Source organism: Sulfitobacter noctilucae (assembly GCF_000622365.1).
Lineage (GTDB): Bacteria > Pseudomonadota > Alphaproteobacteria > Rhodobacterales > Rhodobacteraceae > Sulfitobacter > Sulfitobacter noctilucae.
In genome coordinates this window covers 12,323-25,624 of sequence record NZ_JASC01000007.1, presented here as the reverse complement: position 1 = coordinate 25,624, position 13,302 = coordinate 12,323, and the positions used below count along the sequence as shown (strand labels likewise).

11 protein-coding genes are annotated in these 13,302 nt (G+C 54.4%); 5 read left to right on the top strand and 6 right to left on the bottom strand.

The genetic code is table 11. From position 1 onward, the window contains the following. Nucleotides 1-57: 57 nt before the first annotated feature. From Z945_RS0105800 to Z945_RS0105785, 3 genes are all read right to left on the bottom strand, one after another. The gene (locus tag Z945_RS0105800) at nucleotides 58-351 is read right to left on the bottom strand and encodes a hypothetical protein (RefSeq protein ID WP_025051168.1); all 294 of its coding nucleotides are present in this window, start codon (nucleotides 349-351) and stop codon (nucleotides 58-60) included. 53 nt (nucleotides 352-404) lie between these two features. Continuing rightward, nucleotides 405-2,255: a ParB/RepB/Spo0J family partition protein gene (locus Z945_RS0105795; protein WP_025051167.1), complete on the bottom strand. Its 1,851-nt coding sequence runs from the start codon at nucleotides 2,253-2,255 to the stop codon at nucleotides 405-407. Between the two features lie 283 nt (nucleotides 2,256-2,538). Then, nucleotides 2,539-2,898: a DUF3768 domain-containing protein gene (locus tag Z945_RS0105785; protein WP_025051166.1), complete on the bottom strand. Its 360-nt coding sequence runs from the start codon at nucleotides 2,896-2,898 to the stop codon at nucleotides 2,539-2,541. Between the two features lie 608 nt (nucleotides 2,899-3,506). On the opposite strand from Z945_RS0105785, the gene Z945_RS0105780 reads away from it, so the two are divergent. From Z945_RS0105780 to Z945_RS0105765, 4 genes are all read left to right on the top strand, one after another. Next, nucleotides 3,507-3,707 (top strand): hypothetical protein, encoded by a 201-nt coding sequence (locus tag Z945_RS0105780; RefSeq protein WP_025051165.1) that lies wholly within the window; start codon nucleotides 3,507-3,509, stop codon nucleotides 3,705-3,707. Between the two features lie 589 nt (nucleotides 3,708-4,296). Further along, on the top strand, nucleotides 4,297-5,352 hold the full coding sequence (locus tag Z945_RS0105775; RefSeq protein WP_081780958.1) for a replication initiator protein A: 1,056 nt from the start codon (nucleotides 4,297-4,299) through the stop codon (nucleotides 5,350-5,352). Nucleotides 5,353-5,520: 168 nt separating this feature from the next. Continuing rightward, a complete protein-coding gene (locus tag Z945_RS0105770; RefSeq protein WP_025051163.1) occupies nucleotides 5,521-6,636 on the top strand; it encodes a ComEC/Rec2 family competence protein in 1,116 nt (371 codons plus the stop codon). Between the two features lie 3 nt (nucleotides 6,637-6,639). After that, the gene (locus Z945_RS0105765) at nucleotides 6,640-8,922 is read left to right on the top strand and encodes a ThiF family adenylyltransferase (RefSeq protein ID WP_025051162.1); all 2,283 of its coding nucleotides are present in this window, start codon (nucleotides 6,640-6,642) and stop codon (nucleotides 8,920-8,922) included. Between the two features lie 13 nt (nucleotides 8,923-8,935). Here the strand turns inward: Z945_RS0105765 and Z945_RS0105760 are convergent, their stop codons facing one another. Beyond that, the gene (locus Z945_RS0105760) at nucleotides 8,936-9,562 is read right to left on the bottom strand and encodes a hypothetical protein (protein ID WP_025051161.1); all 627 of its coding nucleotides are present in this window, start codon (nucleotides 9,560-9,562) and stop codon (nucleotides 8,936-8,938) included. Nucleotides 9,563-9,804: 242 nt separating this feature from the next. Between Z945_RS0105760 and Z945_RS0105755 the strand changes: the two genes are divergently transcribed. Then, entirely contained in the window at nucleotides 9,805-10,065 is a 261-nt protein-coding gene (locus tag Z945_RS0105755) for a hypothetical protein (RefSeq protein ID WP_025051160.1), read from the top strand. 104 nt (nucleotides 10,066-10,169) lie between these two features. On the opposite strand, the gene Z945_RS20590 is transcribed toward Z945_RS0105755, so the two are convergent. Together Z945_RS20590 and Z945_RS20280 are read right to left on the bottom strand one after the other, a co-directional pair. Beyond that, nucleotides 10,170-10,328, bottom strand: coding sequence for a hypothetical protein (locus Z945_RS20590; RefSeq protein ID WP_161634077.1), 159 nt, complete (start codon nucleotides 10,326-10,328; stop codon nucleotides 10,170-10,172). Nucleotides 10,329-10,951: 623 nt separating this feature from the next. Further along, nucleotides 10,952-13,294, bottom strand: a complete 2,343-nt coding sequence (locus Z945_RS20280) for a S8 family peptidase (RefSeq protein ID WP_037970678.1) — start codon at nucleotides 13,292-13,294, stop codon at nucleotides 10,952-10,954. Nucleotides 13,295-13,302: the final 8 nt, after the last annotated feature.

Here is a 13,302-nt window from a genome sequence, read left to right as displayed (position 1 = left end):
CACCGGCTCCCGTCATCGGAAGCCGCGCAGCCTTCGGCAAGGCGCGCCTCGTGGGCCTCAAGCCGTCCCAACAGGGCGGCGGTGAGGTCGCGCCAAGGACGCGCGGTCGGCAAGGTGCAGCGCGGCCCGCTGGCCTGCTGTAAGGGCAAGTGTGGGCGCGTCCTGCCCCTTTGGGGCATCGACGGGCGCACCCATCACCCCTGCTTTTGTCAGCGCTGCAATCAGCGGGCGCATCATAACCCCCAAGGAGTCTGCGTCCTCTCGATTGGACTTGGCCGATTTCTGGATCAGGGCAAAGCTCTCGACCATTTTCGCAACTCTGCCGGTATTGGTATCGTTCTCGAACGCCATCGGTCTTTCTCCTGTCAGGAAAGGGGCAGGGCGCGAACGCCCTGCCGCCGCTCTCACTCCATGCCTTCGGGCAACCAAGCGTCGATCCGTGCGGCCTGCGCCTCGGTGACACCAAGAGCACTGCGCAGGTCGGAATGCGTGAACAAGGCTTCCAGCTTCGCGGCCTTCTCGCCCTTTTTCAGCTTCGCAAAGGTGGTGACGGTTGGGTGATCTTCCGCCAGTTCTAGAAGATCGCGCCAAATCTCGACCATGTAGGGACCGCCCACACGGCTGAAAAAGTTCGCCGCTGTCGGGGTCCAGACTTCGCGGGTGTTGGGCTTCGTAGACTTTGCCACAAGCGCTTGCAGCTTCTCGTCGCCGCCCCTGAATTGGGCGGCAAGGAACCGCACCAATTCGCCGCGAACATGCTCTACACCTTTCTTGCGAAACGCACGGAAGGATGCGGCAATGTCTTTGGAATCCATCATATTACGGGGCGGGTTTGTAGTCAGTCGCTCGTCCAGCGCGTAGCCTTCGGCCTCTGTAGAGGGCCAATTCGGCACTTCGGTGGTCGTGATCCCGAACGGATCATTCCAGAACAGGTGATGGCTCAACTGATAGGCCAGAAGGTCGATCAAAAGGTCAGGATCGCGCAGGGCCGCGTGCTGTTGCGCCCCTTTGGTCACGCGGTTCAAGTCGTCGCGCAGCTTTTGCGAGATAGGCGATTTCGGACCATCGCTGCCGCTGCTGCCATGCATCGACTTGCGCAGGACACCAGCCTCAATCGCGGCCTTCTTGTCCTCTGGCTTTACCAGTGCACCGCTAACTGACTGGACCCCGTTGCCGTCCACATAGACATAGAGGCCCGCATAAGCGCGTTGCTCGTCGGTGTATTCCCCGTCGATGATCGTTTGCAACACCGCCAGTTCGGCTTCGCCTGCGGCGTCCAGCACGCCACCATTGGCGAGGGCTGCCAATTCGTCGTAGCGTTCGCCTTCTTCTTCGGCCAAATCGCCGCCTTCGGCATAGACCCGGCCAAACTTCTCAAGCCCCATGTTATAGTGGCAAAGGTAGCTGTCATGGATCGCTTCAATCCATTTCCAGCCCTCGGTTTGCAACGTCTCAACGGCCTCGGACAGCTTCGCGTCAAACAGTTCGTCCAGCAACGCCACATCGTCAAAGAAGGTCTGTTCCTTGAAAAGATCAGCGGTCTTGCGGCCACCGGCCTCGTCATAGCCCGCCTCGGTCACGTAGATCACACGTCGGTCAGACCCGCGCACACTGTCAGGTTTGATCATCTGTTTGATCTGATGATCGCTGTAGCCTTCGCCCCGCACCGTCTCCAAGACCTCAAGGGCCATCTTCTCGTCATTGCTGACCGTGAAGGCGGCTGCGTTGGACAGGCTGATTTCGTTCGCGGCAAGTGCGTCCAGCACCGCATCGGGCAGGTGTGCCAATGCAAGGCGGCGGTAGACGTGCTTTTCGTTCACTGCGAAGGCGCGAGCAATGGTCCCAACGGTGCCGCCTTTGGCTTCCATTTTACCATAGGCGCGGATTTCCTCGGCGGGGTGTAGATCGCGGCGGGCCACGTTCTCCATGTTGGCCCATGCCTCGGCGGTTTCCGCATCAGGGGCCAACATCACCATCGGGTTTGCCAGTTCGGGGCGCTTGGTCGCCAAGTCTGGGTGTCGCTCGGCCAGATAATTCAGGGCGCGCAAACGGCGTCCGCCCGCGACAATCTCTGCGGTATCTTTCTTGCCTGACAGCCCTGCAATGGACTGGATAAGACCAGCGGCCCAAATGCTCTCTCCGAGTTCAATAACGTCATGTTCCGGCACGTCTTGGCGTGGGTTCATGGGTGAGAGGGTTAGCTTTTCCAGCGGAAAGCGGGCCTCTGTTGCGGTGATTTTGGATTGCTTGGTCATTGGGACATTCCTTGTGTTGTGGCGTTGATTTTGATAAGGATGCCCTACCCCTGCTGGGGTGAGGCGAGGCCGCTTAGGCGGCGTGTTGTTTCAGAAAGGCGAGGCCGCTTAGGCGGCGTGTTGTTTCAGAAAGGCGAGGCCGATCTTTGCGGAGAGACCTCCCTTTCTCACAAGCGCGATTGCTTCGCGTTTGCGCTGCTCGATAACTGCTCTGGTCATGTGTTCACCTCCGTTCCGACGCAGGCAGCGCCTTTGGCGCACCCCTCCTGCGGGGTGGCCAATTTCAGTAGTCACTCGGAAAAAGGATCGTCAGAACGCGGCGCGTATCTGCGAGCGACGTGGGATTTGGTGAACCGCCATGATAAGCGCGGTCGAAAAGGTCGATCTTCCACCAGACCTTTTTGCCGGACACGTCCATGAACCCCATTTCGTGGGTTCCGAACGGGTCGTTATCTTCGGTGAAATCATCATATGCCGCGACGGCGGCAATGCAGGTCAGGACAAAGTCCATCCCCTCGGCGTCAACGGCTTGGGTCCAGACCCATTTCCCTTGTCCGCCGCCAATCTGTTCCTTTCGGAAGGCATCATTCTGTTCTGCAATACGGGCGCAATCTCGCGTCCGGTCTTCAACCGTGTCAGCCATCCTTGGCCTCCTTGTGGTGATGCGGTCGGGTCTTGTGACCTCTTTCCGCCGATGGGCTGCGCCTCGGCTCTTTGGTTCTGGCCGAAATGCATATTTCGGACGGAAACAGAGTGGTGAGGGCGTAAGCCCGACCCACGGGCCTGGAATGGACTGTCAACGGTCGTGGGGCAGGGGTGGTGCGGCCCGCAGGCGTGAGCCGAGGACACGGCCCTGCCACGCGACGACTGGCTTTAGCCGGGCGCTTGCCGATTGACCGGCCAGGCCAGGTCTGTTGGGCGGACAACACCATTGGAAAAAATGTCGACGTGCCTAGAGCGAAGCGGAGGGCACGGCGTCCGTTTGGCCATCGATCCCGCGCTTCAAGCGGGATCACCGATGTCTGTTACTGGCCGATGCCAAACTTAGGCAGAGACCGGCGTATAAGAGCCTTGGGTTTTGCTCTCCTGGTTTCTGGAAAGATGGAGGTGACGCATCGCGGGTTTGGCGTAACCGTGGCGTGGCCACGGCAAGCAGAAAAACGGTTTCCCAAGGGAGCCTCCGATTTTCAGTCTGCGCCGCACCCTCATCCAATGCGTTTGTTCACCTTCATCGAAACAAGGAGAAACCCAATGACACATTACACGCTCACCGTTCCTGTAAAGTATGACGACAACGGCACCGAGAAGACAACATACCGCCGCGTTGGCGCTGTATTCGAGAACACCAAACGGGATACCGGCGAAACTTTCCTCACGATCAAGCTCGATTTTCCAGTTGGTGTCACCGAGCTGGTTGCCTTTCAGCCAAGCAAAGGCGACGTGACCGAATAAGCAGATCGGGTCGCCGCAAGGCGGCCCTTCTCTCGCTTGTCGGTAGGGGCTGTCTGCCCCCGGCGCTCCGCGCCTCCCCCGAGGATATTTAGGGCAAGATGAAATATGCAGATAAAGATCGAGATTACTCTGATGAAGTTCATCCACTGATTTGGTCGAACCCGGTCCAAACTGCGCATTCCATTCTTAGCAGAATCTCCTCACTGCCTCTGAATGGCAGGTCTGATGATACGTGCTTCTGCACATCAAGGGTGTTATATATGTGTTAGAATAAGGGGTTACGGACTAAAAACCTCTGATTCAATTCATGATATCAACGCCTTACAAATCTGCCGGTGGGTAATAAGCCATCGAGAGGTGTGCAATAAGCCATCGTTCGGTGTGTCACAAGCCATCGTTCGGTGTGTCACAAGTCAATGGCATGAATTCATTGAGTTTCTAGATTTGGCTCTATGTTCGGTGTGCGATAAGCCAGCAAAAATTAGCAAATAGGTGGGTAATAAGCCAATGGATTGACGTGGTGGGTAATAAGCCACTAGTGTGTGATAAGCCAGTAAGGATGCGAATCGGTGTGTGATAGGCCAGCAACATGACAACGGTGGGTGATAAGCCAGTGAAGCGTTTGACCCATCCGCTTCTGCCAGATCGGTTCCAGCAACCGGATCTGTTCATTTGTGATATCTTTGATGCCGCCCCAAAGAGCGACATGGCGGGTATGGAGCATCCGGTTTTCTCGATTTCAAAGAAGCCTGATCATCAAACACGGCGCTATGAGAACGGCGACAACTACATCGAAATCTCACCTTCTGCGAAGGGCTTGGCCACGGTCTTTGATCGGGACATTCTGATCTTCTGCATTTCTCAACTGATTGCGGCTCTGAACGCGGGCAGGGAGGTGTCGAAGACCGTCAGCTTTAAAGTCAGCGATTACATCGTGGCGACCGGCAAGCCAGCCGGTGGCAGCGCCTACGGTCGTGCAGAAGATGCTTTAGAGCGGCTTCGCGGAACTTCGATCAAGACCAATATTCACACCGGAGAAGAGCGACAGTGGCAGGTGTTTGGTCTGGTTGAGAGTGCGAAGACGATCCGGCGCGACAATGATGGCGTGCTGCAGGAAGTGCAGGTCACGCTTTCGGATTGGGTCTTTAATGCGATTCAGGCGAAAGAGGTGCTGACCATCAGCCGGGACTACTTCCGACTGAAGAAGCCGCTTGAGCGGCGGATGTATGAGATTGCCCGCAAGCATTGCGGCAAATCGTCGGAATGGCGGATCGGACTTGAAAAGCTGCGCTTGAAATGTGGATCGCATTCGTCAGCCAAAGAATTCAAACGGCTGATCAGCAACATCATTGCTGACAGTGAACAGCACGACCACTTTCCGGATTACGACCCGTCCCTCGAGGGCAACATTGTCGTGTTTCGCAGCAAGGGTACTGTGCCGATGCCTGTCGTTGAAATGTATGAGGGGTCGCTTAATCCCGAAGCCTACCACGATGCCCGTACAGCCGCCCCCGGCTGGGATGTACGGATGATTGAACAGGAATGGCGGGCATGGTGCGGCAAGGAAGAGATCGAACCGAAGCACCCGGAGCGTCATTTTATCAAGTTCTGCCAGAGCTGGTTCGAAAAGCGCGGGAAGCCCTAAATCTGAGATTTCTCGGATTCCTCCAGACTCTGAATACCGCCGCAACTGCAGGGCGTCCAAAATCCGCTCAAGATGGGTTAAGGGCAGTTTTTTCCACAAGGGCTTGTAATGGTCTACTTTTGTTCCCACATCACCTAGAGTTTACAATTCGTTACCAAGGACAGGAAAATGACAGCAACAATTGAAGTTTTCCCGCTTGGGAACGCAGACACGACACGATTGACGCTTGCAGATGGGCGACGCGTTCTTTTCGATTTCGCCGATATGGGACGATCCGATAGCTCAGACATCGACTTCGATCTTGAGAGTGCTATCAAAAATGATCTTGGTTCTGCGCCCTATAGACTTCCGGCGCTCTGTATAACCCATGTCGACGATGACCATTGTCATGGTTTTGGCGAAGTCTTTTGGCTCGAACACGCCAAGAAATATCAGGATGACGACCGAATTAAGGTGGACGAGCTCTGGGTGCCAGCCGCGGCGATCCTTGAAGAAGGATTGACACGCGACTCGCGTCTTGTGCGCGAAGAGGCAAAACACCGACTCTTAGAAGGCAAAGGTGTTCGTGTATTTTCTTCGCCGAAAATCCTCGAAGACTGGCTGGTGGGCAAGGGGCTCACGTTAGCGTCGCGCAAGGATTGCATTGTCAACGCAGGCCAAACCATTCCAGGCTACTCAGTCGAAGGTGAAGAAAAGGTCGAGTTTTTTGTGCATTGCCCTTTGTCCTGGGTTCAAGACGATGACGATGAAATCATCCGAAACGAGCATTCTATTGTCGTTCAAGCAACTTTTATTGAGGGCACTCGCAAGACTCGCGCTCTTCTGGGATCAGATGTGAACTCGGACACGCTTGCTCAGATTGTCAAAAGTACCATAAGGCACGGTAACGAAGACCGATTGGAATGGGATTTGCTGAAGCTCTTCCACCACTGCTCGTACAAAGCGCTCAACGTTAATGACCGTGGGGTGGACAAAACAACACCCGTCTCCGAGGTAGCTTGGCTGATTGAAGAACAGGGGCAAGATCGTTCAATCATTGTTTCTTCAAGCAAGCAGATCCCAACAAGGGGTTCTAAAGAGGACGACAAACAACCACCCCATCGCCAAGCGGCAGCCTACTACCGCCCTATTCAAGCCAAACGTAAGGGTGATTTCGTCGTGACAATGGACAAACCGAAGAAACCAGCGAAAATCAGCATTACTGCTTTTGGCGTGAGCCTAGCGCTATCGTCTCCTGCTGTGGCTGGTTCAGGTTCAACATCAAAACCAGTACGCTCAGGTTGAAACGTGGAGCTTGAGAGCCTGAATGAAGGCGAAGAGCCGTCCGCTCATTCGATCAATAAGGAGGCGAAGGCTGCGAAGGCGATCACTAGTGATCTAGCGCGATCATTTCTGGAATTCATAGAACACCATGCCAATGATGAAATTGGTTTGGTTGGATGCTATGACCTCTCTGAAGGCGTCGAAGGTGTTCAGATTGAGTTTCCAACCGGTACACACCAAGAGCCCGCTTATGATGTGCGACCCGTTGAATCTCTTTTGGTAATGTTCCTAAAGGGCAGTGCACCAGCAGTTGCTTCGCTTCGGCCGTCGTTTCCCATGACCAAGCATACCTTCGGACTTGAAATTGACGCCCCCACGGATGCGCAAGTAGCGTTGTGCATTGATGATCGCGCTTGGGAAGATGCTTCCAGTGACTACAATGGCGCAGAGATTGTCAGGCGCATTGCGTCTTGGTTCAGACGAGCAATCACAGGAAACATGGATGATGAGCTCCAATTCCAAGACCCAGTGTTCCTGCCTTCACCGGCTTCAATCGTTGTGGGAACAACCATAGAAAAACAAATTCTGGAACAAGAGTCGCATCCGTTGTTCCTTGCAATTGTTCAAGGGGACGAAGGATCCAATACGTATTTTGGTCATGCGTACGATGATGCGCCACCTCCGGACGAAGGTAAGATTTGGACGCCATTTCTCGTTGTTTCGCTTGCACGTGTAGCAAACAACACAGGTGCGATGTGGCGCCCTCCAAGCAATCTTGGGCAGCTTAGTCAGTCAGTCTCAAGCACCGACAACGAACTACTGACGCAGCTGAGAGACACACTCTCTAGTTTTTGGGCTTCGTTAGAAGGTGCTGAGCACGACAAGTTGAAGACAGCCAATCTGCTCATCCACATTGCGATCAGGAACGCAGAGTTAGATAGATATGAGAGCTATTGGCTTATGGCGCGTGAAAGCGTGGCAGACATTGCAGTAGGTCTAGGCATACTGCTGCCACCTGACCCAGACGTCGGCAGTGATTATGTTCTGAGGCTTACGCGTGGGGAACTAGATGCAGACGCGCTCGCCAAGGTTGGCTTCATGTCAGCCAACTCGTTCGGCTCCTTTGAAAACCATCTCGCAAGAGCAATGTCAGGACTGGAACTCATTGCAGAACATGCAACGATTCTCGGTGTTGGTTCTATCGGGAGCCAAATCACAATCAATCTAGTACGAGAAGGTGCGTTCGAACGCATTACGTTGATCGATAACGATAGACTTTTGCCTCACAATCTTGCGCGACATACTCTAACATCGTCATCTATCAGCCATCTCAAATCATCTGAGATTGCAAAGCATATCAAAGACATTTCAGCTGATTTTGTTGTCAAAGCTCTGGGATCGAAATTGGACTCTTCAGAGTCTGACAAAGAGGTTCAACAAGCGCTTTCAAGCTCCTCGATCGTATTTGACTTTACGGCGTCTGTCGGGGCAAGCCGCGATTTGTCGGATTGCCTAAGCCGAGGCCGAGCGGTTTCCGCATTTTTCAACCCGTTGGGAAACGCCTATGTTGTGTTGGCCGAAGATGAGGCTGGTCACTGTGATCTCGCATGTTTGGAAGCAGAATATTATGCTCAGGTTGCTCAAATCGACGACTTTGCAGACCACCTTTCCGATCCCAATCGTGTTGTAGTTTCAAGCGGGCAGTGCAGGTCGGTTAGCAACCGACTATGCGCATCTGATGCGGCACTGCTGTCGGCAGCTGCAACAAAATCCATTAGGAAGGTCGTCAGCGAGCCGTCGGCATCAATCACTGTCGGAACGATTGGTTACGATGGGTCTTTGCAGAATAGGCACATCAAAGTCTCCGCGGGCTCCATTATGGTCGAAATCGACGGTTGGACAATCAGGATGTCCGCCGCCGTCGAGGCAAGACTTAGGTCTGCGCGCGACCAGGGTCTTCCATGCGAGACAGGAGGCGTCCTTTTGGGCATAGTTGATCACAGACGAAAACGAGTTGAAATAGCACATATGCTGCCGCCTCCGGCCGATAGCTCGTTTGCAGCAACCGAGTTCGTGAGGGGCGTAAGTGGGCTCAGAGATGCTATTGATCAGGTCTCAGCGCGCGTCATGCATCAGCTAACTTATGTTGGAGAGTGGCACAGCCATCCAAAGGGCGCATCAGCAACACCGAGCCTTGTCGATCATGTGCAAATCAATGAACTTGCGCTGGATCTGGCTTCCGAAAGCCGTCCAGCCGTGATGGTCATTGTTGGGGAAAAAGAGACATGTATTGCGGCAATGGAATAGTGTCAGGTGAGATTCAGTCGGTATCTTTGGCAGAAGAAATTCGCAGATATTCGGCAAACGCTTCGCGTGCATAATGCTTTCCGAAACGAACCATTCGGTATGTGAATACTCCAGCGACACCAAGCAAAAGCAACGCGATCTCGGTGTGATCTGGGTCAAAAACCAAGACCAGTGCTGCGGAAACCAAGAAGGAAACCGCAGTTCCGCGCATAAGGCCATAATTGCGGTTGAATTTCTCTATCCGATCAATACTGCCACTTTGCCGTACTTTGACGAACAGCTCCCTCATCGCACCACGTCCAACCGCAAGTCCCTCTCGTGCGTCAGGTCCGAAATCGTCAGTCAACTTGGACTTTAACCGTTCCTGCTGGCCCGGGGAAAGCAATCTAGAATTCGGTTTGAAGACAGAGCTGGAAGGCATTCCGCCAAGAAGTTTCCAGACAATGGTCTCCCAAAGGTTTCCACCAGCTTGCACGAAGTGGCCTGCGACAAATGCCAAAATGACCATGAGACCCAGATCTCCCAAAGAGAGGGACGACGTAATGCTTGGCACCAGATCGGGAAAAATCAATGCGATCGCAAGCACCAAAACGCTACCCGGCACGACGACGCCAATATACTCGTATGGATCGAATTTCATTTTCGCGACCTCCGCTACACTTAGGAACACTATAACGGATGTCGGACAGATTGTGCCTTTTTTTCAGCACCATGGAAGGTTTCAATTCGGAGTGTGAAACATGTTGGTATTCTTACGATAATACGGTATTGTAAATTCAGGATACAGGCAGGGATGCCGATGGTCCTGCAAGGTGAAAACGCAAGTTTCACTTGAAAGCCGGGGCTACAGGGCTCCGGTTTTCGCATTAAAGAAGGCGATCTATGAAGGTTCTTTTGATCATCGTCGTGTTCAATTTCGAAACGGGTTCGGAACTGCACACAAACCTCGATTTTGCGGCTGAAGCCGATTGCCATGCATCAGCTTTCGCGTCTTTTCAGGAAATTGATGACGCTGTCGAAATACGCGCAATGGCGATTGCCGAAGGGCAGGAAATGCTTGAAGGGACAATGATCGCGTACGGGGGTCAGGACGGAGAGATCGGCATGTACGCCTGCAACACGCTGCGATCGACCTCTGGGTGAGGTTAAATCGAAGACTACTGCGGTGTCCAGGACATGAAAAGTTGGATCACCTTACTGTTCAGCTGAGCCGCAAAAGGCCCTCGCCTTAGCGCGGGCCCCGCAGTTTATGCCTCATCGGGCTTGCCGGGCGGTGTGAGTGTTTTTTCGTACTCGACTTCGACCTTCAGGAAGCCCGGAATGGATAAGGCAACACTGAGTTTCACTTTTGCCTTGTGCGCCATGTTCCGAAGAACAGAGCGGATTTTCTTCAAAAGTTTGGTCATGTTGATCTCCTTTTGGGTACGGGTAATGACGCAGCCCCAATGAAGTACCGAGGAGAGGCGCCGCACCTGCAGCGGCGCAACAAAGTGGAGAAGGGCAGCGCCCTTGCGGCGACGCAACGGTTTGTCACGGTTCGGGCTAGGGATTGGCCGAATTCCAAAGAGCGGCACATCAGGACGGAAGCGAAGATGAGTTTGGGCTGTGGAGCTGGCTGACCAAGGCGAGGTTCGATACTACAAGCATGGAGAGATATCGTGACGCAAAGCAGGGATAAGCTGGCGCTTCATTTTCTTGTCATTAAAGAGGCCTGGGCCCAGATCTCATGCTGAAATCAGGGATAAACTTGAAGCTGCATTAGAGCAAACAGGCAGGCCTCGCCTGAGCCGTGAACAGATCAGGTTGATGATCGAAAAAGACCAGATCAAAAGATATGGTCGCAAACTGAGCCGTTCAGAAGTCCTGGCTGAAATCAGGAAGAGGCTTGATCGTAACTGATGCGACCGCGAGGCCGCTCGGGCGAAGATCGTGACCCGTATGGGCGGAGACCTTATGACTCCGGTCGGCTTGGCCGACTAGAGCTGATCGCCGCAGGCGACGCCCCCATACACCCAGTAAGAGATATGGCTCAGACCTGCACGCGGGCCCGCTGTTGCAGACGAGCATAAAGCGCAACTTGAGCTTCGTGTTCTAGCTCGACAACAATCGCGTAGTTTTGACGGACTTCTTCATCGGAAGCCCATCCACCGACGCAGCGCACCACCAGAAAGTAATCATTGCCGTATTGGGCGGTGTCTTGGGTGAATTTGACGCTTGAAGTCTGGATCGTGTTGCGATCACGCCGCTTGGGCCCAGGCTCTAGCTTACAATTGTACCGTCCTTCGATCTCTGGCGGCTCAGTATCCGCACCGGTATGCGACCGGAAATGTTCGAAGACCTGATCGGCCGGGCACCCTCGGATCAGACGATAGTTCATCCGCGTGCCTATATACTCGGCCCGCGTACGTTTCACAGGCGGATCGAATGCCATGGACACATGTAGTCGGCGCGGGCCGTTGCCTTGAAAATCGCCGGGGATCGGCACTTGATAAACGGCAAACTGATCCATCCCAAGCCTGTCTTCAGCGTAAAGGACGACCCGATGATCGTCAGAATAACTGGCTTTGGCCGCATTCACGAGACCATTTCCAAAGATCTGTTCGCGTTCGACATCTGCGATTCCATTGAGGCGCTGCAGCGTTGCTTCAGGCACATGGGCGGACCCTGCCATCAGTGCTTTCACGAGGTTAGCGGATGCATCGGGTAAGGTTCTTAGGATTTGGGCAGCCTTGTGGGCGAGATGGGGTCCTGCGAAAGACGTGCCGGTCTTGCTGACGAGGAGCTGTCGCTGGAAATCTCCATTGGTGGTTAGGACACCAGCATTGGGAAGGGCAGGGGCGCGTTGCAAACGCCGCCCCACAGCATCAAAGACCAACGTGCCGCCATAGTCGACAAAATCCGGTTTCTTAATCCCACCGCCGCCAGGTCCCGCGCGGGAAAATGGCGAGGGTTCGTCTGCCTCGGTGATGTTTTGAGTATGCGCATCAAACTCGTGTTGCGGACCAAGCCCGTTGGAGTTCGCAATAGATCCGACGGTAACGGCGTTCACAGCGCCCGCTGGCTCACAAACCCGATTTGCAGTTTCAAGAAGGTAACGCGGATACTGGGTAACGCCCTGTTCAAGCGTGTTGCCGCCACGGGGATCTCGGTTTCCAGCGGAAACGAAGATTACAACATCAAGCTCACGGGCCAATTCATCAAGGGTCGTGGCCCATGGCCCGACCCGGCCGCGTTCGAACCTGGCACGCACATCGCCCAAAGATATAACAAAGAGCCGACATCCGTAGGTATTGCGCAAACGCTCAATTGTGATCCGCATCTGCGTTGGCAGTGTTCGGCGGTCATAGAATTGACCCTGATCGGTGACCACCTTTGCTGAAACAATACGGGCGGCGGGCTGCAGCGCGGGCAGGTCCAGTTGCTGACGCAGATCGCCGAACCGGGCCATGCCGGCGACCGGGGTTCCGTGGCCGTAAACATCGGCCGTTCCAAGCGCGTCCTCGGGAAACCCTTCTTGGGCTACAATACCGTCTACAAGAAGCGGATTGTCATTCACGCCGCTGTCGAGAATGCCAATGATGGGCAAATCGTCAACTTCTTCGGCGACGGGTGGCAAATCTCCAAGTGCGAAGTCCTCAGGGGCTTCAGCAACGATGTCCGGTTGCGGTGGAAAATCGACAAAAGCAACTTGGGGGATCGCAAGGATAGGACGGATTGTTTGGCCTCGAGCCCGCACACGCAGAAGCGTGATCGATGGACCGGAGTAAAGGTCGTAAAGCTCACCATTCTGTTCTTCGACCCAACCCACGATCTCTTCGCCGAAGTTGCGGCGGGCTTGTGGCGGACCAAATTCCCAGAGCTCAATGTCGACGACATATTCGGTATCATCCTGAAAATCTCCTGCCTCGACGAACCCGTCTTCACGCGCGCGAACACCAATCCTGTCGCGTGGAGCGACGGTTGCGATATCGCCAATCCGGTCGATAAATCCGGCATATCGCCGATTGAGCTGTCCGTTGGGAATAGGCCCCTCGTATTCGTTCAGCCGGTAGCGAAAGTCCTGCAGATCGTCAGTGGACGCGAAAAGAACAAGAGTATTGTCATCATCTGTTGACAGAACTGTCAGTCCAAGACCTTCCCAATCCTCCTCCATCGTTGCCCCACTCATTTCGACGCGCAGGATGAGCGCGGGGTCTACAAAACGCGGCGGGCGTTGTTGCGCGCGTTGCTCCTGAACGGCACGATCAATTTCTTGACGAACACGTCCACCATGCCCGCCGCCGCGGCCAGGAGCGGCGGGCACCATGCCATGCTTGCGACGGTCAAAACTTTCAGGAAGGCGCACCAAAGGCAGGTGCTGATGTTGGGGCAAAGATCATC

Coding starts and splice junctions, on each gene's coding strand:
- Z945_RS0105800 (WP_025051168.1), bottom strand. CDS start 351: ATGGCGTTCGAGAACGATACCAATACCGGCAGAGTTGCGAAAATGGTC.
- Z945_RS0105795 (WP_025051167.1), bottom strand. CDS start 2,255: ATGACCAAGCAATCCAAAATCACCGCAACAGAGGCCCGCTTTCCGCTG.
- Z945_RS0105785 (WP_025051166.1), bottom strand. CDS start 2,898: ATGGCTGACACGGTTGAAGACCGGACGCGAGATTGCGCCCGTATTGCA.
- Z945_RS0105780 (WP_025051165.1), top strand. CDS start 3,507: ATGACACATTACACGCTCACCGTTCCTGTAAAGTATGACGACAACGGC.
- Z945_RS0105775 (WP_081780958.1), top strand. CDS start 4,297: ATGACAACGGTGGGTGATAAGCCAGTGAAGCGTTTGACCCATCCGCTT.
- Z945_RS0105770 (WP_025051163.1), top strand. CDS start 5,521: ATGACAGCAACAATTGAAGTTTTCCCGCTTGGGAACGCAGACACGACA.
- Z945_RS0105760 (WP_025051161.1), bottom strand. CDS start 9,562: ATGAAATTCGATCCATACGAGTATATTGGCGTCGTCGTGCCGGGTAGC.
- Z945_RS0105755 (WP_025051160.1), top strand. CDS start 9,805: ATGAAGGTTCTTTTGATCATCGTCGTGTTCAATTTCGAAACGGGTTCG.
- Z945_RS20590 (WP_161634077.1), bottom strand. CDS start 10,328: ATGACCAAACTTTTGAAGAAAATCCGCTCTGTTCTTCGGAACATGGCG.